At 36.9% G+C, this 21,381-nt stretch carries 20 protein-coding genes, 1 pseudogene and 2 riboswitches; of the genes and pseudogenes, 8 read left to right on the top strand and 13 right to left on the bottom strand.

What is annotated here, in order from left to right:
* Entirely contained in the window at nt 1-1,122 is a 1,122-nt protein-coding gene (gene ald / locus AEA09_RS03115; protein WP_053582452.1) for an alanine dehydrogenase, read from the bottom strand.
* 277 nt (nt 1,123-1,399) lie between these two features.
* Here ald and AEA09_RS03110 point away from each other — a divergent pair, with 277 nt between their 5' ends.
* Nucleotides 1,400-1,849, top strand: a complete 450-nt coding sequence (locus tag AEA09_RS03110; RefSeq protein WP_053582451.1) for a universal stress protein — start codon at nt 1,400-1,402, stop codon at nt 1,847-1,849.
* 124 nt (nt 1,850-1,973) lie between these two features.
* Here the strand turns inward: AEA09_RS03110 and AEA09_RS03105 are convergent, their stop codons facing one another.
* The 5 genes from AEA09_RS03105 to mbcS all read right to left on the bottom strand — a co-directional run bounded on the left by AEA09_RS03105 (nt 1,974) and on the right by mbcS (nt 7,014).
* Entirely contained in the window at nt 1,974-2,903 is a 930-nt protein-coding gene (locus AEA09_RS03105) for a class I SAM-dependent methyltransferase (protein ID WP_053582450.1), read from the bottom strand.
* Nucleotides 2,904-2,995: 92 nt separating this feature from the next.
* Nucleotides 2,996-3,499, bottom strand: a complete 504-nt coding sequence (gene tpx, locus AEA09_RS03100; protein ID WP_053582449.1) for a thiol peroxidase — start codon at nt 3,497-3,499, stop codon at nt 2,996-2,998.
* 122 nt (nt 3,500-3,621) lie between these two features.
* The gene (locus tag AEA09_RS03095) at nt 3,622-4,221 is read right to left on the bottom strand and encodes an RDD family protein (protein ID WP_082332541.1); all 600 of its coding nucleotides are present in this window, start codon (nt 4,219-4,221) and stop codon (nt 3,622-3,624) included.
* 12 nt (nt 4,222-4,233) lie between these two features.
* Nucleotides 4,234-5,247 carry a signal peptide peptidase SppA gene (sppA, locus tag AEA09_RS03090; protein ID WP_053582448.1) on the bottom strand — a complete coding sequence of 338 codons (1,014 nt, stop codon included), beginning with the start codon at nt 5,245-5,247 and terminating at the stop codon, nt 4,234-4,236.
* Between the two features lie 192 nt (nt 5,248-5,439).
* Nucleotides 5,440-7,014, bottom strand: a complete 1,575-nt coding sequence (gene mbcS, locus AEA09_RS03085; protein ID WP_053582447.1) for an acyl-CoA synthetase MbcS — start codon at nt 7,012-7,014, stop codon at nt 5,440-5,442.
* A gap of 185 nt (nt 7,015-7,199) precedes the next feature.
* Nucleotides 7,200-7,299: riboswitch (TPP riboswitch) on the top strand.
* Between the two features lie 72 nt (nt 7,300-7,371).
* Nucleotides 7,372-7,471, top strand: a riboswitch (TPP riboswitch).
* An 85-nt stretch (nt 7,472-7,556) separates the two neighbouring features.
* Here mbcS and tenA point away from each other — a divergent pair.
* The 4 genes from tenA to thiE are packed head-to-tail and all read left to right on the top strand — an operon-like array spanning nt 7,557 to nt 10,447.
* The gene (gene tenA / locus AEA09_RS03080; protein WP_053582446.1) at nt 7,557-8,231 is read left to right on the top strand and encodes a thiaminase II; all 675 of its coding nucleotides are present in this window, start codon (nt 7,557-7,559) and stop codon (nt 8,229-8,231) included.
* Nucleotides 8,228-8,983 (top strand): hydroxyethylthiazole kinase, encoded by a 756-nt coding sequence (thiM, locus tag AEA09_RS03075; RefSeq protein WP_053582445.1) that lies wholly within the window; start codon nt 8,228-8,230, stop codon nt 8,981-8,983. The genes tenA and thiM overlap by 4 nt, the downstream gene beginning before the upstream one ends.
* Nucleotides 8,983-9,807: a bifunctional hydroxymethylpyrimidine kinase/phosphomethylpyrimidine kinase gene (gene thiD / locus AEA09_RS03070; RefSeq protein ID WP_053582444.1), complete on the top strand. Its 825-nt coding sequence runs from the start codon at nt 8,983-8,985 to the stop codon at nt 9,805-9,807. The genes thiM and thiD overlap by 1 nt, the downstream gene beginning before the upstream one ends.
* Nucleotides 9,797-10,447, top strand: a complete 651-nt coding sequence (gene thiE / locus AEA09_RS03065) for a thiamine phosphate synthase (protein WP_082332540.1) — start codon at nt 9,797-9,799, stop codon at nt 10,445-10,447. Before thiD ends, thiE begins: the two co-directional genes overlap by 11 nt.
* Before the next feature lie 76 nt (nt 10,448-10,523).
* Here thiE and AEA09_RS03060 read toward each other — a convergent pair whose 3' ends face one another.
* The 4 genes from AEA09_RS03060 to ezrA all read right to left on the bottom strand — a co-directional run bounded on the left by AEA09_RS03060 (nt 10,524) and on the right by ezrA (nt 15,087).
* The gene (locus tag AEA09_RS03060; protein ID WP_053582443.1) at nt 10,524-10,733 is read right to left on the bottom strand and encodes an alpha/beta-type small acid-soluble spore protein; all 210 of its coding nucleotides are present in this window, start codon (nt 10,731-10,733) and stop codon (nt 10,524-10,526) included.
* A gap of 147 nt (nt 10,734-10,880) precedes the next feature.
* Complete coding sequence (gene thiI, locus AEA09_RS03055) at nt 10,881-12,089, bottom strand: tRNA uracil 4-sulfurtransferase ThiI (RefSeq protein ID WP_053582442.1); 1,209 nt, start codon at nt 12,087-12,089, stop codon at nt 10,881-10,883.
* Nucleotides 12,086-13,234, bottom strand: a complete 1,149-nt coding sequence (locus AEA09_RS03050; RefSeq protein ID WP_053582441.1) for a cysteine desulfurase family protein — start codon at nt 13,232-13,234, stop codon at nt 12,086-12,088. The genes thiI and AEA09_RS03050 overlap by 4 nt, the downstream gene beginning before the upstream one ends.
* A 152-nt stretch (nt 13,235-13,386) precedes the next feature.
* Nucleotides 13,387-15,087, bottom strand: a complete 1,701-nt coding sequence (gene ezrA, locus AEA09_RS03045) for a septation ring formation regulator EzrA (RefSeq protein WP_053582440.1) — start codon at nt 15,085-15,087, stop codon at nt 13,387-13,389.
* A 283-nt stretch (nt 15,088-15,370) separates the two neighbouring features.
* On the opposite strand from ezrA, the gene hisJ reads away from it, so the two are divergent.
* Both hisJ and AEA09_RS03035 read left to right on the top strand, forming a co-directional pair.
* The gene (gene hisJ, locus AEA09_RS03040) at nt 15,371-16,165 is read left to right on the top strand and encodes a histidinol-phosphatase HisJ (protein ID WP_053582439.1); all 795 of its coding nucleotides are present in this window, start codon (nt 15,371-15,373) and stop codon (nt 16,163-16,165) included.
* A 23-nt stretch (nt 16,166-16,188) separates the two neighbouring features.
* Nucleotides 16,189-16,671: a GAF domain-containing protein gene (locus tag AEA09_RS03035; protein WP_053582438.1), complete on the top strand. Its 483-nt coding sequence runs from the start codon at nt 16,189-16,191 to the stop codon at nt 16,669-16,671.
* 66 nt (nt 16,672-16,737) lie between these two features.
* Here the strand turns inward: AEA09_RS03035 and AEA09_RS03030 are convergent, their stop codons facing one another.
* Nucleotides 16,738-18,621, bottom strand: a complete 1,884-nt coding sequence (locus tag AEA09_RS03030) for a sensor domain-containing diguanylate cyclase (RefSeq protein ID WP_053582437.1) — start codon at nt 18,619-18,621, stop codon at nt 16,738-16,740.
* Nucleotides 18,622-19,137: 516 nt separating this feature from the next.
* Between AEA09_RS03030 and rpsD the strand changes: the two genes are divergently transcribed.
* Nucleotides 19,138-19,740, top strand: a complete 603-nt coding sequence (rpsD, locus tag AEA09_RS03025; protein ID WP_053582436.1) for a 30S ribosomal protein S4 — start codon at nt 19,138-19,140, stop codon at nt 19,738-19,740.
* 370 nt (nt 19,741-20,110) lie between these two features.
* Here the strand turns inward: rpsD and AEA09_RS03020 are convergent.
* Both AEA09_RS03020 and AEA09_RS20200 read right to left on the bottom strand, forming a co-directional pair.
* A pseudogene (locus AEA09_RS03020) lies at nt 20,111-20,281 on the bottom strand (transposase); the annotation flags it as partial.
* 219 nt (nt 20,282-20,500) lie between these two features.
* Nucleotides 20,501-20,848: a hypothetical protein gene (locus AEA09_RS20200; RefSeq protein WP_245622769.1), complete on the bottom strand. Its 348-nt coding sequence runs from the start codon at nt 20,846-20,848 to the stop codon at nt 20,501-20,503.
* Nucleotides 20,849-21,381 lie beyond the last annotated feature (533 nt).

Below are 21,381 nucleotides of genomic sequence, written 5' to 3'. Positions count from 1 at the left end.
TTATTTCAATGTCATTAAATCATCAACATACGTATAGTTTATACCTTGTGCATCAGCAACAGCTTTGTAAACTACATGTCCGTCTAACGTATTAACACCTTTTCTCAATGCCGCATTTTCAATACATGCTTGCATAAAGCCCTTATTTGCAATTTGCAGTGCATAAGGAATCGTATTATTTGTTAATGCTATTGTAGACGTACGAGGTACCGCACCCGGCATATTAGCCACTGCATAATGTACAACCCCATACTTTTCATACGTTGGATTGTCATGTGTCGTCACACGATCAGACGTTGCAAAAATACCACCTTGGTCAATCGCAATATCAACGACTACTGAACCAGGCTGCATCGATTGAATCATTTCTTCCGTCACAAGCTTAGGAGCCTTAGCACCCGGAATTAACACAGCACCAATAACTAAATCCGAATTTTTCACAGACTCTGCGATGTTATAAGGGTTAGACATTAATGTTTGTACTTCTCGTCCAAATACATCTTCTAATTGGCGAAGGCGTTCAGGGCTTAAATCAATGACTGTTACGTCTGCTCCCATACCGACAGCCGTTTTGATGGCATTTGTTCCTGCAATACCACCACCAATAATCGTTACTTTACCACGAGGTACACCTGACACCCCTCCTAGTAAAATACCTTTTCCACCGTTAGTTTTCTCTAAAAACTGCGCACCCACTTGTGTTGCCATTTTACCAGCAACTTCACTCATTGGTGTTAATAACGGTAATGAGCCATTTGCTAATTGCACAGTTTCATAGGCGATACCTACTACTTTTCTATCTAAAAGAGCTTGCGTTAACTCCCGTTCTGGTGCTAGGTGCAAATATGTAAATAATATTTGTCCTTCATAAAAATAATCATATTCTGATGAAACAGGTTCTTTCACTTTTAATATTAACTCTTGTGACCATGCTTCTTTTGCTGTCGTCACAATATGTGCACCAGCTGCTACGTAATCTGCATCAGAAAAGCTAGAACCGATACCAGCTCCAGACTCAATAAATACCTCATGGCCTGATTTTGTTAGCGTCACAACACCCGCTGGTGTCATTGCTACTCGATTTTCATTATTTTTAATCTCTTTAGGAATCCCAATTTTCATAAATTTCTACCCCTTTCACTACATATGAAATATAAATAATTTCTTAAACATCCCTTGCCCTTCCATATTACCAAATAAATTGTGAAAATGCTTTAATTAAAGCGCTCCCAATCAAATTTTATAAAGGTTTTCATCTACAAAATCTATTGATTATTAACGAGATATAAAGCATTTCACAGTGAATACTTTCATTTTTTCACAATTTTTATCTATGAAAGTATTTCCTTTAGGCAATCATTTGGTATAATCAGAATATAAAGATAGGGAGGTAATACAAATGGCTAATCATTATAAAAGTATTGTAGTTGCAGTTGACGGTTCAAAAGAAGCTGAATACGCTTTCCGTAAATCAATCGATGTGGCAAAACGTAACGAAGGTGCAGTTCTTAACTTAGTAAACGTTATCGACACTCGTTCTTTCGCTGCAATCGAGGCATATGACCGTTCAATCGCTGAGCGTGCACAAGCATTCTCTGAAGAATTATTAAACGGTTACAAAAAACAAGCAGAAGAAGAAGGCTTAACAAATGTAAATCTTGTGATTGAATACGGTTCTCCGAAAAATATCATCACAAAAGAGCTTTCTGCTATTGTAGATGCAGATCTAATCATCTGTGGTGCTACAGGTCTTAACGCAGTAGAACGTTTCCTTATCGGTTCTGTTTCTGAAGCAATCGTACGTTCTGCAAAATGTGACGTACTTGTTATCCGTACGCCAGAACAATAATTTCTCCGTACATAAAAAGGTATCCAATTTTCTTGGATACCTTTTTTATTATTGTCTAGGCTAAAATCCATCCCCTCGAGGTCACTTGTTGGGGTAACCCGGATCTTTAGCATTTTTCTTTTTATTATTTCGATTCTTTCCACATTTGTACTTTTTCAAAGAACATGGCAAGTGCTTGTTTATTTTGCATATTCGGTACTTTTGCTAGAAGTACTTCTTTTGGTGCCTTAAATGCTTCACCTTGCTTTTGTAAAATAACAATACTCTTTTCATGTGCTTTATTGGCAAACATTGTGTCTGGCAACTGAATAATCGCTTGAATCCATGCATTCTTTTTAATGTATTTATGAAGTTGTTTTGATTGCTCTGATTCAAACAAATGCGTTGGTGCCAAGAAAAATAAGTAGCCTCCATCTTTTGTATAATTCACCGATTGCTCTATAAATAAGTGATGTGCATAGCTCATGCCTTCTGCTGCGCATAGTTCATAATCAAGTGCCACTTCGTCATTAGGATAATAGCCAACTGGTAAATCACATACTACTGCATCTGCTGGATTAGCTAGTAAATCTTGCAAAGCATCTTGTCGATATAACGATACAGGTTGCTCTGTTAAATCCGCTGTCGCTGCTGCTAAACGAATAAGCAATTCATCCACTTCTACACCAGTTGCCTCTACCTTGCCATCGAGTAAATTCATCACTGTTAATAATAAATTCCCTGTTCCAACGGCTGGGTCCATTATCGAAATTTTCTCTTTCGCTAGACGTTCCTCGAAAAATTGCTCCACAAAGTAACCAACAAGTAAGCCAAGTGTATCGGGCGTCATTTGATGATTTGGCTGCGAACCTTTACGCATCCCTTTTAAAATAGCAATTTGTACTGCTTTACGTATATCTTCCTTTGTTGCCCCTTCAACTGTGAAATCTACCTCACCGTTTAACCACGCCTCAAGTGCATCTAAAATACCCTCTAAAAACGTAGCCTCTTGCTCTTTTTCTATTTTCTCAGCATGAGCATTCATCATGCCAAATAACTTTTCAATCTTTTCCATACAAAACTTCCTTTCACGCAGAAAGGAGCCGTGACAAACATCTTTGTCACAGCCCCCGTTGTCTGGTACTATCTTAGCCTAAAAGAATCAAATTATGCTAGTGCTTTTACAGCAGCAATTGCTGCTTCGTAGTTTGGATGATCTGTTGCTTCTGGTACATACTCAACGTAAGTTACTTTACCAGTTGCATCCACTACGAATACGGCACGTGTAAGTAAACGTAATTCTTGAATGTATACTCCGTACGCTTCACCAAATGAAAGGTCACGGTGATCAGAAACAGTTTGTACTGCGTCAATACCCGCAGCGCCGCACCAACGTTTTTGAGCAAATGGTAGGTCAACTGATACTGTGTAAATTACAACATTATCCCCTAATTCAGCTGCAGCTTCATTGAATTTACGTGTTTGGGCATCACATACGCCTGTATCTAATGATGGGACAACACTAAACAAACGAATTTTACCCTCTGAATCTTTTAAAGTAACCGGTGCTAGTCCATTATCTAAAACTGTGAAATTTGGTGCTTGGTCTCCAACCTTAACTTCGTTTCCTATTAGTGTTACTGGGCCATTTTTGAAAGTAACTTGTACCATGTCAACGCCTCCTATTTCATCATATGTACATAATACTACTAAATGTAGGGAATTAAATGCAACTCAGACAGCTCGAATATACATATGAAAACCTCTAACAGCATATTAGAGGTTTTCATTCACTATTCTTTTGTTGGTTCTTCTTGCACTCCAGGCTCTATCACTGTTTCTTTTACTGTTGGTGCTGGATGCTCAATTTCTTTTTCTACATAGATTTTCTCATGGACAACTGTTGTGTCCGCAAAGTAATCATGTAAGCCTTGATTGTTTGGTAAAATGGCTACAAAGACATAAAGTAGCATAATAATATTGCTAATAAAACGGCCAATCCATTCACGGAATAAAACATCAGACCACGATAACGTTTCATGTTTCAATGATACAACACGTAATCCAAAAGCCATTTTCCCTAATGTTTGCCCTAAAAACTTTGTCATTAACACGAAATATGCGTAGTAAATGACTGCAGAAATGATAGAGATGGGCGCATACCAAATCGATTCCGCTAACGACCAATCCATTATATAAAATATTGGATTAATACAAATACCAATAACCGCTGATATAACAAGTGAGTCAATCAAAAATGCCCAAAAGCGCACCCAAAATCCCGCTGTTTTTAATGTATAATGTTTTTCTTTTGTCGGCATTGTTGGAATATAGCTCGCTAATATTGCTTCACTAGGAAGTGGCCCTTGCACAACGAATTCATTATTAGTCATGATACGCCCTCCTTAGTATTCGCCGTATAAGTACATCATTTTCGGCGCGCTATAATCTGACATAATTTTCATCAGCATTTTTTCTTCTGTTGAAGGTCCAATGAATGATCCAATTTTCACACCTAGATACGACTGCCAGCCGCCCATATCAGATGTGTATTCAAATAGCTCTGCGTCCTCTAAGTCATAATCAGCACGTAATGCAGCAATTGTCGCTTCTTCATCGCCAATTTCGTCGATTAAGCCTGCCTCAAGGGCTTTTGTACCACCAAGAACTCGGCCATCCGCTACTTTTTTCACGTCTACTTCCGACATATTACGGCCCTTTTCAATAATATCAACAAACTCTTCATATGATTCATTAATCATATCTTGCATCATCGCTCGTTCTTCTTCTGTGACATCACGCATCGGGCTTAGCATATCTTTATGCTCACCTGATTTAAACGTCTCAAATTTGACACCAACTTTTTCAGCAAGCGCTTGATAGTTAATGGATTGCATAATGACACCGATTGAACCTGTTATCGTATCGCGATTTGCGAAGATTTTATCTGCTGGTGCTGCAATATAATAACCTCCTGAGGCCGCCATAGAACCCATCGATACGTAAATTGGAATTTGTCGTTCTTCTTTAATTTGTAGTAGCTTTTTATAAATTTCAGCAGACTCTGTTACGCCACCACCTGGTGTATTCACACTTAATATAACTGCCTGCACCGTTTCATCATTTAAAATATTTTCTAATTGCCCTAAGAAAAACTGATGATCATAGGCAACCTGCTGCCATACCGTACCGGAACCAACATCTTGAATCGTACCATCCAATGTCAAATGTGCAATTCGTTTATCAAAATTGCCACTTTCTACTACAGTTTCATAAACATCTAAATTATTGCCCTCCATTACGCTGTCAAAATTACCGAAGAAATCAGCTTTTAAAAACGCAAATACCGTATTTATTCCTAGTGAAAACACTAGTAATACACCCGCAACAACTAAGGCTCCCCACCTTTTTGCATTCATTCTTTTCCGCCTCCTTAAAACGTTATACGTCTCAATCTATAAAACGTTTCATTTTTATTCAAGATTATGCAAGAATTATCTCTAATTCATTGTTCCATAAACAACAATTTTAACACATAAAAAAATCAAAGTTCATAAAATTTACTTGAACTTTGATTTCCGACATTATTCCCCAGGAAATAACTAATAATACTATTGAATTTGCTCTTGTTGTCGTAGCTCTACACGGCGAATTTTGCCGGAAGCTGTCTTTGGCAACGCCTCTACAAATTCAATTGCTCGAGGATACTTATATGGTGCTGTTAATGTCTTAACATGATTTTGTAGTTGTTGGATAAGTGACTCATCTCCTGTAATACCTTCTCGTAAAACAACAAAAGCCTTCACAATATTGCCTCGCACCTCATCTGGACTTGCCACAACGGCCGTTTCCTTAACAGCAACATGCTTTAATAACGCATCCTCGACTTCAAATGGACCAATCGTGTAACCTGAGGAAATAATCACATCATCGCCTCGTCCTTCAAACCAAAAATAGCCTTCTTTATCTTTATAAGCACGGTCCCCAGTAATATACCAATCTCCTCGGAATTGCAGATTTGTACGCTCTGGGTCCTTGAAATATTTCTTAAATAGCGCAGGTGTCTCTTTGTGTACGGCAATATCGCCAACAACGCCTTCGGAAAGTGGATTACCCAAATCATCAATGATCTCTACAGTATTTCCCGGGGTTGGTTTACCCATTGAACCAATACGTGCCTCCATACCAACCATTGTCCCAACAAGTAGCGTGTTTTCTGTTTGTCCATAGCCATCACGCACTTGCAAGTCAAATGTAGTTGAAAAAACCTTAACCACTTCACTGTTTAGCGGCTCTCCTGCAGAAACAGCTTGGCGAACATCCGTTAAATGAAAATCACGTAAATTCTCGAGCGCAGCCATGAAACGATATTCTGTTGGCGTACAGCAAAGTACATCGATGTTGAATTTTCCGATTAATGTTAAATACGTTGCCGCATCAAATTTACCCTTGTATACAAAAGCTGTTGCACCGCTCCCCAACGTTGCAAGGAACGGGGTCCAAATCCATTTTTGCCAGCCCGGAGCCGCAGTTGCCCATACAATGTCATTTTCTCGGACACCTAACCAATTCGGTGCTGTCGTACGTAAATGCGCATAACCCCAACTATGTGTATGAATTGCTGCCTTTGGATTGCCTGTTGTGCCACTTGTGTATGCAAGAAATGCGATATCTGTACTTTTGGTAGGTTCAGTATTTGTATAGGTTATAGGCTGTTGTTCCATTTTTTCAAGTAATGACTGCCATGGTGCATGTGCTTGTCCAATAACAAATTGTTGTAAACCTGCTAAATTTTCAACATCGTCAAATTGTTCAATATACGGTTCATAGGCAATAACAGCCTTTGCATTAGCATGTGTAATGCGATAATCAATATCCTTTGCACGTAACATTTCTGAGCTTGGAATAATTGCTAAACCTACTTTTAAAGCTGCTATGTACGCAACATAAGCCTCTATGGATCTAGGTACCATGATGAGAATAACATCCCCTTTTGTTAATCCCTGCGCCGTTAACACATGCGCTGCTTGATTTGCTTTTTCTAGTAAACTTACATAGGTTATGTACTCAATTCCTCCGTTTTCATCATAAACTATTAGTGCGTTTTTATTGAAATCCTGTGCATGTTTTTCAAATTCCTCTACAATGTTATAGCATTCTGGTGCGATTAAATCTTGTCTTCTCATCAGTATTGCCCCCTTTGTTACGCTCATTATAAAACTTGATTTTTATAGTTTTCAATAAAAGACTCTCTTATTTTAAAAGTCATGACAATTATCATGCTCTTACATATGGCATCGGTCATCGCTTTTAAAGCAAAACAAAATTGTCCTTGTTCCTACAGGTAAAGTATGGTACATTTGGTCAAATCAATTATTTGCAGGGGAACTCATCTTGAGTTGAGAAGGTTAAAACCTGACCCTTTGAACCTGTTAGTTAACACTAACGTAGGGAGCAATGTACAATTGCACTTATGCTTTTTTTGTACATACGCTCTCCTCATTTGTAGGGGAGCTTTTTTCATTCTAACTTCCAACTAAATATTTTGATTGCGGGGGGACTCATCTTGAGTTGAGAAGGTTAAAACCTGACCCTTTGAACCTGTTAGTTAATACTGACGTAGGGAGCAGCACATCATTTTCTTGATGAAGAAGCTCTTTTTATGTGTATTTCACGCACGAGAAGAGCTTTTTGCATACTTACGTCCACCAACCAAGGAGGACTTTATATGACATTTTGTGATGAATTAAGAAAAGAAACGGATATCTATTGGGAAGGAAGCTTTCAGCATCCCTTTGTAAAAGGGATTGCAGACGGTACATTATCTATCGATAAATTTAAATACTATATGATACAAGATGCGTTTTATTTAAAGCATTACGCAAAGGTCTTAGCATTTGCGGCTGCTAAATGTGAAACACCCGAAGAATTTGCTTACTACACAGATATGGCAAAATTTATTACGGAAGCTGAACTCGAATTGCATCATTCTGTTTTCTTAGAACTAAACGTAACGCCAGAGGAAATTGAACAGAGTGAACCTGCACCAGGTGCCATTAATTATATTAACCATATGTATAGTGCCGTGCATAATGGGGACGTGGCAGAAGCATTTGCAGCTATGATGCCTTGTCCTTGGCTTTATTTAGAAATAGGCTTGTATTACAAGGACGCTAAACCTGGTGTTAAGCTATACGAAGATTGGATTGCAATGTACAGTAATGAGGATTTCCAGGCTACAATTCAAACACAAATTTCAATGATGAACGCTTATGCTGCTGCAGCTTCTCCTGAAAAATTAGCGATCTTAAAGAGTCATTTTAAAAATAGCTGTTATTACGAATTACAATTTTGGGAAATGGCTTGGACAAAGGAAAATTGGGTTCCGGAGACAGTGCGATGATTTTACAAGCCATTCGAAAAAAACAGCCTCTCGTTCATAGTATCACGAATTATGTTGTAGCAAATTTTCAAGCAAATGGCTTACTGGCAATCGGTGCTTCTCCAGTCATGGCAGATGAATTACATGAAGTTGAAGAAATGGTATCGATTGCGTCTGCCTTATTAATCAATATCGGTACGCTAAATGAACGGACAAAAGAATCGATGCTACTTGCTGGGAAAAAAGCAAATACAATGGGTATTCCCGTTATTTTAGATCCAGTAGGTGCTGGCGCGACAGCTTTCCGAAAAAAAACGGTACAACATCTCTTAGCACAAGTGAAATTTAATCTTATCCGATGCAACGTTGGTGAACTTGCTGCTATCGCAAATGTAAGGTGGCAACAAAAGGGTGTCGATAGCGGTAATGGTTCAATAGCAATTACCGATGAAGCAAAAAAAATTGCCCAACAATACAATTGTATTGTCATTGTCACAGGTGAAAAAGATTTCATAACTGATGGTGTACAATCACAGTGGATTGCTGGAGGTCATCACCAAATGACAGAAATTACAGGTACCGGTTGCCTACTAAGTGCAATTTGTGGCGCTGCCTTGGTTGTCGGAAATGACCCCTTCACTCAGTTAGCAGATACGTTGATGACCTACAAAAAAATCGCTGAAAATGCCAAGATGTCCACAAAATATATTGGTGATTTTCAGATAACTGTACTTAATGAATTACATCGTCTTTCACAGGAAGGTGAAAAATAATGCGAATTGTTACTACAATTGCTGGCTCTGATAGTGGTGGAGGTGCTGGCATTCAAGCAGATTTAAAAACGTTCCAAGAACTAGATGTATTTGGTACTTCCGTCATTACAGCTTTAACGGCTCAAAATACATTGGGTGTATCTGGCGTTTTACCGATAGAAGTAAGTTTTATTGAAAAGCAAGTTCTTGCGCTATTAGAAGATTTCCCACTTAGTGCAATTAAAACCGGTATGTTATTTTCATCTAAGATTATTCAGGTAATCGCAAGTCAGATTAAAGATTTAGAAATCCCTCTGATTGTTGATCCAGTAATGATCGCAAAAGGCGGCGAAAACTTATTGCAGCAAGAAGCCATCGAAGCATTACGAATATATTTATTGCCGTTAGCTACTGTCCTTACACCGAATATTCCTGAAGCAGAAGTGCTAACAGGAAAAAAAATCGAAAGTATTGCTGATATTAAACATGCCGCAGAAACACTGATACGTTTAGGTGTACAATGTGTTGTTATTAAAGGTGGCCATTTAGTTGATGAAAAATATGCTACCGATTATGTATTTTTTAACAATGGTCGGACATTTTCAATGCAAGCAAAACGCATAAACACTAAAAATACGCATGGAACAGGCTGTACATTTTCTGCAGCATTGACCGCTTTTATTGCTCAAGGACTGCCATTAGAACAAGCAATTATCGAAGCAAAAAAATTTATTCAAATGGCGATTACGCATGATTTAAACATTGGCAACGGCCACGGTCCAACAAACCATTTTGCCTATCGAAAAAATATGGAAATATCCGAGGTGACTGTGCTTGAAGCGTGAAAATTTACAGCTCTATTTCATCATGGGCTCTGAAAATGCGAAGCAACGCGAACCTTTAGTTATACTGAAAGAGGCTTTACAAGCAGGTATTACGATGTTTCAGTTCCGTGAAAAAGGACCAAATGCGTTGACTGGCCATGCCTATGAACATTTCGCGCACGATTGTCTAAAACTTTGTCAGCAGTATCATGTACCATTTATCGTCAATGATGACGTTGAGCTTGCCTTAAAATTAAAAGCGGATGGCATTCATATCGGCCAAGATGATTTGCACATTTCACTCGTGCGAGAAAAAATTGGCGATATGCTAATCGGTATTTCTGTACATACAGATGCAGAACTACAAATAGCTTTACAATATAAAGCTGATTATGTTGGCATAGGACCGATTTTTGCAACTCGTTCAAAAAATGATGCCAATGTGCCAAGTGGAACTGCTTTTTTACAGCAAGTACGTTTAAAACATCCCGATTTGCCGATTGTAGCGATTGGTGGCATTGACAACGCTAATGCACGCACAGTAGTTGAAGCTGGCTCTGACGGAGTAGCGGTCATCTCCGCTATTTGTGAAAGTAATGATATTCATAATACTGTTGCTCAATTTAAAAAACTTACCATTCATAATAACCAACATATTTAAGCAAACTAAAAACCAGTGCCTTTGAAGGTCACTGGTTTTCAGCCAAATAATTACTCATTATGTGAGTTTTTATTTGTTATTGTTTTGGCATCCCTTTTAATTGGGCTTCTGCCATTTGTACAAGACGTTTAGTGATTTCACCGCCGACGGAACCGTTAGCACGGGCTGACGCGTCAGCTCCTAATTGAACACCAAATTCTTGTGCAATTTCGTATTTCATTTGATCAAGTGCTTGTTGTACACCAGGTACTGCAAGCTTGTTTGAACTGTTGTTGTTTGAAGTCATGTCTCTCACCTCCTTGTGAATATAGAATGTGCGTTATTAGATTTTTAATACAAAAATAAATGCAGGTAAAATGTAACTGTATAGGAAACCATCCTTTCATAATAAAAGAACCGTCTCAAAAGTACTTTTGAGACGGTTCCTTTATTATTATAGAAGATCTGCGAATTTATCGACTGGCTTTTCTTTTTTCGGGAAGATGTACACTTCACGATTTTTTACAGCACGTTCGATTAATTCATCGAAGTCAGAGAAACTTTCGTAGTGCTCTACTTTTTCAAGCTTTGGTTTTGTTTTTGGACTAGCTGGTGTGAAAATTGTACAGCAGTCTTCAAAAGGCTGAATCGATGTTTCATATGTGCCGATTTTTTCAGCAATATTGATAATTTCTAATTTATCAGTTGAAATTAACGGACGTAAAATTGGTGTATTCGTTACTGCATTTATGGCAGTTAAGCTTTCAAGTGTTTGACTTGCTACTTGTCCAAGACTTTCACCAGTAACAATTGCAAGTGCATCGATTTCTTCGCGTACTTGATCTGCAATTTTTAACATCATACGACGAGTCGTTGTCATTGAAACATTTGACGGTACTTTATCTTTAATAAGTACTTGAATTTCTGTAAAAGGAATAACGTGCAGACGAATATTCGCACCGAATTTTGTTAATTCATTTGCTAACACTTTTACTTTTTCAAGTGAATTTTGACTTGTATATGGAGGACTAAAGAAGTGAATTGCTTCTAAACGCACGCCACGTTTCATCATTAAATAACCAGCAACCGGGCTATCAATACCACCAGATAACATCAATAATGATTTACCATTCGAACCGACTGGCATGCCGCCAGCGCCTGGAATTACTTGTGCCATCATATACGTTGCATCATGACGTACTTCTACACGAAGTTCTACATCCGGTTTTTTTACTTTTACCGATAAGTTTTGATATTGCGGTAGAACGTGACCACCAATTTCACGCTGAATTGCATGAGAATCTAATGGGAATGTTTTATCTGTTCGTTTTACTTCGACTTTAAATGTTAATTGTTCGTCTTTAAATGTATCCATTATCGTAATCGCAAGATCCTTCATTATATCCATATCTTTTTCACAAGCTGCTACTGGACTGAATGATTGAATCCCAAAAATTTTCGGCAAACCTGCAAGTAATGCATCCATTTGCGCTTCATCTTGAATAGCAATAAACATACGATCGCGCTCTGTGCGGATGTGTAACTGACCTAAATCAACAAAAGCATGGCGGATATTTTCACGTAGGCGACGGATAAAGTCCATTTTGTTGCGCCCTTTTGTCGATAACTCACCGTATCGAATTAAAATTTCTTTCCAAATCATCGTAAAAGCTCTCCTTTTAGTTCCATTAGTACTTCTTTTAATACAAGTTTAAACTGTGCAATTTCTTCATCTATAACATGTGCACCGAAGCTTATACGAATAACACCATTTTTAAAATGTTCCTCAATACGTAATGCTTCCACCACATGGCTTGTTTTCGTTTGTTTCGATGAACAAGCACTGGATGTCGATACAATAACACCACGTTTTTGTAAGGCATTAATAATCACTTCACCTTTTAAATCACGTACGCTAAACGATAAAATATGTGCTGCACCTTCAGCTGTCGATAAAATATGCACTTCGTCACCATAGCTTCTTAACTCAGCACAAATTTCGTCATGCCACTTACGAAACTTTGCCGCATTTACATCCATTGTTTCAATTGCCATACGTGCTGCTTTTGCTAAGGCAACTGCTTGTGGTACAGCGACTGTTCCACTTCGTAAACCGAATTCTTGACCACCACCAAATGCATATGGCTCCCATTGCATCTGTTTGCGGAATGCTAGTACACCAGAACCTTTGAAGCCGTGAATTTTATGCCCTGAAATCGTAATGCAGTCTGGACCTTCTTCACCATTAAAGGTAATCGGTAATTTCCCAAAACTTTGCACAGCGTCTACATGGAATGCTGCACGACTCTTCTCATGCACAATTTTTGCTGCGTCAAAAATAGGTTGAATCGCACCTATTTCGTTATTAACATGCATGATACTGACTAGCACAGTATCTTTACGTACTTTTACGCGCAATTCTTCTAATGAAATAACCCCGTTATTCCCAACATGTAAATACTCAACCTCGAAGCCTTCTTTTTCAAGCTGCTTCACTGATTCTAACACAGATGGATGTTCAATTTCCGTTGTTAAAATATGTTTTCCTTTATGTGTATTGCCACGTGCTAAACCAAAAATAGCAGTATTATTTGATTCTGTGCCACCCGACGTAAATAACACACTTTTTGCATCAGTATGCAAAATATCCGCTAATTGCTCGCGTGCACGCATTAATAATTCATTCGATTCTACACCCATTGCATGAATCGAAGCAGGATTTGCGTAATACTGCTCATTAACCGTCAAAAATGTTTGCATCACTTCTTTATGAGGCTTCGTCGTTGCACTATTATCAAGATAAATCATTGTTCAACCTACTCACTTTTTATCGTAAATTTTTCGATCTTCTCGTTTCTCATAAGAAAACCACCAACACGAAAACAGTGTGGTGGTTGCTCTTTTTCGATACCATTATAACGCTTTTATACATCTACGTATACTGTCTTGACTTAATGACCTTAACGAGAAAATAGTTCTTCTGAAACCATTGCTTGAATACGTTTTAATGCACCCGGCTCCATTTCTTCAACAGCCGTTCCTGCGTCTTCTAGCGCTTTTTTATATCGGAATTGATGGAAAGCTTCTTCCGCTTCCTTCAGTCGCGCATTTAGTCTCGGATTTGTTGCTCGGTGTCGATTTCCGTATTGAATAATTCGTTCAATTAACATAACATTCTCAATCATTTCGCGCGCTTTTGCATGTACGTCTTCAATACATAATTCAGTAGCAGCTAAATTACTATGCACAACGCCCATATTAAGCGGTACTTCCTGCAAGCTCTGTATCACCACATAAATATGTTCAGCCGCCTCATCTAAACGTGCATCCATTTCTTTTGGAATACCAGGCATATTTGCCTTGTTCAGTATGCGATCTGTTTCCTGCAACATTTTTTTTAACTCTTCTACTTTATTTCGGGCCATATTTTCATCAATACGTAAGTTTTTCATCGTATTTGATAAACGCTCTTGTTCCTCATGAATACGCTCGAGCTCATTACTAATTGTCACTAACTCTTCTTGCAAACTAGAATAAGCTGATTTTTCATCTGCTACACGCATTGAAAGTAACTCATATCGTCGTTCCAATGCCTCCAATTGTTTTAAAGCTGCTTTAGGAATTTCTACGTCTTTTTCATTTAAATGATAGCTTTGTTGAACGAATGCCGCTTCATCACTTACAACTCTTGTTGAGCTAATGACGTTAGTAATCGAACTATGTAGTCGTTCACAATTTTGATCGACATAATTTTTTGCAATTACTTCTTTTTCTAATAAGTCATAGAAATGATCGATTTCTTCGTTTATTTCACTGACACGTGGCTTAACAACTGCTAAATTTAGTCGTGCTAATTCATCTTTTAATGTTATAAATTCCTCTTCTAATTTGTCGAGTGCCTCTGTCAACTCAAGATGACGTAAATAATAAGACTGTTCTTCCATTTCACGTTGACCACTACGTAATTCTTGTATAGCACCAGGTAATTTCACTTGTAGCTCGGTCAAAATTGTCGGTACATCGTTGATATAATTGAATGTTTCTTGTGATTCATTATTTAAGCTAATGACGATTTCACGTGCTTGTAAGTAATTTCCGTCTTTTGTTAGCGTATCGAATTCTTCAAACTTCTGAACAAATACTTCTAACCTTTGCTCAAGTGATGGCAATGCTACGCCAAATGAATGTTGGTGTGCGAGCAATGTTTTACGTGCAGAGCGATAATATTCCTTTAATTGTTCGATTTCTATACGATTTTTCTCTTCGCTACCAATTAATTCATTTAATTCTTCTAAAATATTATTTTTGTCTTGCTCACATTTTACAATATAATCTTCAATTTCACGCTCGATTAACGTTGCTTTTTTAAAGCGAAGATGATTAATTTGATCCTCTGCATCAAATAGTAAGGAATCGATTTTTGTCATATGTACATCAATGACTTCATCCCAACTGTTACGCCAACGCTCAAACATTTCCTCAGTTTCACCATTCATATTCAAAGATTTCACTTTCGAAATTTCTTCATTGATTGGATTATTTTGTATTTGTAATTTTTCATTTTCAAGTTGCTCAATTATTGCAGTATGTTTTCTTCTCATAATAAATCCCGTTACCACTAAAATTAATAGTAGGATAATCGGAATGATGATATACTCCATCGTAAGCCTCCTATTCCACAATAAACGAATTGGCTATTTTTACTTATTATATACTATGTTTTCTCATTTGTACTAGATTTTAAGTGTTTTAACGAAAGAGTTATAGTAGAAACCTTCATTCGCGTCCGTTTATTCCAAAAAATTCTGGAGTACCCCACTCTTTTAAGTCTTCACCCGAGGAACTCGAACGCGACCTCTAAGGGATGGCACTAATGCTTAGACACTAAGTAAGAAAATTTATTTTTGCTTATAAATCGGAACAAAATAAAGGAGTGTACACTTTATGAAACGAGATGGGCATATACATACCCCTTACTGTCCGCATGGCACAACTGATTTATTGACACAATATATTGAAAAAGCCATAGCTGAAAATTTTACTGATATTACTTTTACTGAGCATGCTCCGTTACCTAAAAGTTTCATCGATCCAACACCCAAAAAGGATAGCGGTATGAATCCTGACTATTTAATGCCTTATTTCAATGAATTAAAGCAACTACAAAAAAAATACGAGCAAGATATTCATATTCGCATCGGACTTGAGGTCGATTACATAGCAGGCTTTGAAAAGGAAACAACCATTTTTTTAAATCAATACGGCCAATTTTTAGATGATGCTATTCTTTCAGTCCATTTTTTAAAATGGCAGGACACCTATGTATGTATTGATTATTCACCAGAAACCTTTTTAGCATTCGCAGAAAAAATTGGTTCTGTAGAAGATGTGTATAATTTGTATTATAACACTGTACTACAATCTATTCATGCAAACCTAGGACAATACAAACCAAAGCGCATTGGTCATCCTTCACTTGTTCATAAGTTTCAACTAGCGCATAATGAAACAATTGACGATACCGTGCGCATCCAACAAGTGTTAGCTGAAATGAAGGAATATGGTTATGAACTGGATTTGAATAGTGCAGGTTTAAGTAAAACTTTTTGCAAAGAACCCTACCCACCATTTTCGCTAATTGACTATGCCAAGTCCATTCACCTTCCCTATGTATTTGGCTCTGATGCTCATTCAGTTGTAGATTTACATCAACATTATAACGTTATATTCACAAAATAAATAGTTTAATCTGAGGTGCTTATATGTTTTCACAAATAAATTATGAAGGTTCCGTTTCTGCTCAATATGAAACTTTAGCGAAACAATTAGACGCCTTGTTAACAGGCGAAAAAAATCGCATTGCCAACTTAAGCAATGCATCTGCCCTGCTCAATCAATTTTTATCGAATATTAATTGGGTTGGTTTTTATATCATGCACGAAGGTGAGCTTGTATTAGGTCCATTCCAAGGTTTACCTGCCTGCGTTAGAATTCCTGTAGGACGCGGTGTTTGCGGAACTGCTGTCGCTAAAAAAGAAACGCTTATGATTGAGGATGTCTATGCCTTTCCTGGGCATATAGCCTGTGATGCTGCCTCACAATCTGAAATCGTCATTCCTCTTATCTTAAACGACACTGTCATAGGTGTTCTTGATATTGATAGCCCAATTAAGAACCGTTTTACTCCAGAAGACAAATTTGGTTTAGAACAATTTGTAGAGACACTCTTAACTCATATTGTATAAAAAAACTGCCCTATGATTGTTAGGCGCTCCTAACAATTATGGGGCAGTGATAAATTTTCCACTACTTTATGAATTTGTTTGTAATGTATGGTCATGCATACAAAATTGATTTTTTCCACTATTTTTCGCTTCATACAACGCATTATCTGCATGTAGAAACACAGATTGAAATGCAGGTCTATACTTTTGGTTCCACGTGATTAATCCTGCTGAAATTGTTACCTGAGGGTCTGTCTCCATCGGTATAACCTCTACAATATCGGTAGCCAATTGTATAGCTTCGTTTTCATCAATATTCGGCACATAAATGGACATTTCTTCTCCGCCCCAGCGTGCACATATACCCTTTGAGCCTACTGTTTTTCTCAATTGTTTAGCTATTTGAACAAGAACTCGATCTCCTATTTGGTGACCATATGTATCATTCACACGTTTGAAGTTATCAATATCAATGAGTAGAAACATACCAGAGTCATCTTTATCAAGTGATTTTTCAACATAGCGGTCTAAATAGTTACGCGCGAATAGTTTTGTTAAATGGTCGCGGTCTACCATTTCTTGCAATTGGTCGCGTAAAATCGAGTTGGCAATCGCCAAAGAAGAATGATGAATTAATGACTGCATTAATTTAAAACTATCAAATGAGAAGAAATACGGTTCCTTGTGTAAAACAATACTAAAACCATTAATAGTCTCTTCCATCAATATCGGAATTGCCATAACCGAACGATACTCTATATCATTAGAAGCTAATCGACTAAAATCTGCGATAAATAATGGATCAATAGTATTTTCAAAATGCTGCTCTACATGTTTAACATAAACGGATCCTTCATCTGTTTTAAAAAATGAAGTACTTGCTCCTGTTATTTCAAACTTATTTTTATTTTTAAAAGCAAAGCAAACTTCCATCGGTTGGAAAGATTTCATTAATTGTTTTTGTAAAAATAACAACATTTCACTAATATCTATCCTCATGTTAAGACGATGTGATGTTTCGTTAATAAGCTGTAAGTCCCTTACTAGACGGTGTGATTGATGATAAAGCTTCGCATTCTCAAGTGCATTTCCAGATGCTTGCGCTAGCATACACACAAAATCTTTTTCACTTGATGAAAAAATATATGTCATCGGTGCATTTACTTGTAAAATTCCATAAATCGCCTGTCTCCCTTTTATAGGGACATTTAATAATCTGCAATTCAAATCATTAGCCAATTCAATTGTAAGCTCCCCAGATACAAAGGCTTCAATTGTGGCAGGTCTTTCAGATAAATAATCAAAAAGCTTAATATCAATTGTCGTATGTCGGTCTTGATCATTCGATAAAATAAGCTCCACATTAAACTCTGGGAAATTATCTTTTATATTTTTCAAGACGTTTTCTAAAATTAAATCTATATCCATTGTCGAATGGAATAAATCAGTCATATTGTATAGTTTTCTGTATTGGTCTTCATTCAATTTTACTTCCAAGTTTTCATTAATCATTTTAATAGTTTTTGTAATTATTTCTACAAAACTTTCACCAGCATCAGAATGTATAAAATCCGTCCACAAATCTGTCGCTTCGACTAATAAAATTCCAAATGGGTCTTTATTCTCTATTTGAAAAAGCACCATATCAGTCATGTCCTTATATGACTCATTTTCATTTAGTATACTTGGAATTCCCACTACCTTTTGCTGATAGAAGCTAGGTTCTATCATAGGCCATGGGACTGATTTTTGTCTTGTTTCTATTGTAATAGCCGTTGCTTCCTCTACAGGAGCTAAATGATTCTCCTCATAACTAAGAAAGATAGCATTTGAAATATTTAAGTGCTTCTTTAGACACTGCTTAAGTAAAAGAAAGTATTCACTAAAACTAGCCAGTTCCTCATTCGAACTCACCCAAAGGCTCAATACATCAGATTTTATATATTTTAGCGTTTGTAAATGGTCTGTCATGAAATCACCTTTTCTTTATAACGTCACATATCAATTACTATTAACTTATACTTTATTATACATATTTTGAGTCATTTTGACTATGTAAATCTTCTTTATTTTTACATTTCACATTCATTACATCAACTTTAACTATAGCTAAACAAAAAAACTATATTTAAAGGACCTTTTCAACTATTTTTCATAACAAAGTCTTCATTATTTTCCCACTTCAAGTTTTAGTATAGGAAATTCCTTTCAAGTGAAAAATATCAGCTGTTATAATTGACGTATACAAAATAAAAAGCTACAATGAGATTTATGTAAAATGAACGCAGCAGTGGTATGAGCTTATAATTGTATTTTATTCCTCTATATTATTATTGTTGTTTCTGAACAGCTTTCAAATATAGATGGTGTATTGTGTAACCTAATGGCTGCATAGGCGAAAATACATGAAAATAAAATGCGTATAAGAACGGGTACTACTGGTTTTTATTTTACAAAAAAACCAAATTTGAAGGAGGAGACAACAATATGTCTCGTTATACAGGTCCATCTTGGAAATTATCACGTCGTCTTGGTATCTCATTAAGCGGTACTGGTAAAGAAATCGAAAAACGCCCTTACGCGCCAGGTCAACACGGCCCGAACCAACGTAAAAAATTATCAGAATACGGTTTACAATTACAAGAGAAACAAAAACTTCGTCATATGTATGGTATGACTGAACGCCAATTCCGTTCTGTATTTGATCGTGCTGGTAAAATGAAAGGTGTTCACGGTGAAAACTTCATGATTCTTCTTGAAACTCGCCTTGACAACTTAGTTTACCGTTTAGGTTTAGCTCGCACTCGTCGTGGAGCTCGCCAATTAGTTAACCACGGTCACGTTTTAGTAGACGGCAAACGCGTTGATATTCCATCATTCAGCGTTAAACCAGGTCAAACGATTTCTCTTCGTGAAAAATCTCAAAACCTATCTGTAGTTGGCGAAGCTATCGAAGTAAACAACTTCGTACCTGACTACTTAACATTTGATGCAGACAAAAAAGAAGGAACATTCACTCGTCTTCCAGAACGTTCTGAACTATCTGCTGAAATCAACGAAGCATTCATCGTAGAGTTCTACTCTCGTTAATTAAATTGCTCTGCAAAGAGTAGTTTAAAAAGCCCTAGAAAGCCTTTTGTATTAAGGTTCTCTAGGGTTTTTGCTTTTTCATCGACAATGCGCAATAGTACATTAAATATCTTTATTTTGGGGCTAGTTTGGGGCTAATTATTACCTCTTTTGGTGAGCATGTTTATATATATGACGAAATACCTCGATTGCGGCTAATTGCTTCAATCTTTTTTATTTGGTCAATTATAAGAATAGCTTACTTACATAAAAAATAGCACTGCTGGGCACAGTGGATTTCTAAGGACATAATAAAAGCCTTCCTTAATTGATATGGAAGGAAAATAAAAAACAAGTTAATATGAATCCGCCTATTTACATTAGCATTTGTACACGCTGTTGCTTCAATAATTTCTACACCTTTTCTTTCACACAACTGACGTAGAATTCTTCCTAGACCCTCCTTGATTAGTCCATAAATAGCTTGTCTTCTGTATTTCGGCGCAAAGAGAATGTGATACTTACAATTCCATGTTGTATGTGCAAAAATTTTATTATCCATTTTGGGAGGCTCCTTTTGCACGAAGTCGGTTGACCAGACCTGACTTAATTGTATGATTGAAGTTTTTTTATTGTCCAAAGCATAAAAGAAAAACCAGAATGGAGAAATCCATTCTGGTAAAAGTCTAACTTTTGGTGTTCACTACAACCGAGTGTCTTTTTATTTACATGAAAAAATACCCGGCTCACTAATTAATAGTGAGTACCTGGTATTTGTCGTTTAAAGAGTACGTTTTACAACAGAAATCAATAATCCTAACGCTTCACTATCTGTCATACTGCTTACCCGATCACTGTGATCTACCTTCATAATACCGCGTTTATGCGTCTCTTTTAATAGGTCCTTTAAATCCTGTTTTGCTGTGCTTGTAAGAGTCATATTTAAGTTCTCCTTTTGTTCCTTTTTCGTTTCTGGGTTCATCGCTGCTTCTATCCTTTTCAAAAAGCTGTTCCAACGCCCCTCAATTCTAATACGATGTGGACAATTTTTCTTTGACCAATCATATTGTTGTTTTACCCGTTCAATGCCCCATTTAAACTCTTTCAGTAATTTTGCGATGTATTGCACCTCATTTTCTTCTTTCTAAGTGGATCGTAATCCACCTGACTTAGAGTAACAAACCTCCACGCCAATAGATTTGCGATTACCATCACCTCGTCCATCCCCACAATCCCAAGCATTAATCCTTTATCATCTATAGCGACGTAATAAGATACTTCGTTTCTATTACTATTCATGTATTTAATCTCGTTAGGTGTGGATACATCGTAAGTAGTATTGTGAACTGTGATAAATTGTGGTGTCATGGCGTACGGCACTTTAATTCAGTAATTACTTGCTGCTAACAAGTTTTGTTTGAATGTATAAGTCATACAGATTAGGTTTTACAGTGCAAAAAAAATTTACTAGACGAAAATGTCCACAATGCTGCAAACTCGCTTGAATCTTTAATTCAATCTATATAGATGAATATGTTAAACGAATATTTTAAATAATCCGAATGATCAATATATAAAAATCCACCTCAAAACACCGAGGGCACTGAAAAAGTCCAAAATTTAATTTAAGCAGTGGAAAGCTCGTTTGCATCGAACTTTCCA

It is taken from the genome of Lysinibacillus contaminans (assembly GCF_001278945.1).
Lineage (GTDB): Bacteria > Bacillota > Bacilli > Bacillales_A > Planococcaceae > Lysinibacillus > Lysinibacillus contaminans.
Note: the sequence above shows the minus strand (reverse complement) of the source record. Positions and strands in the feature narration are given on the sequence as shown.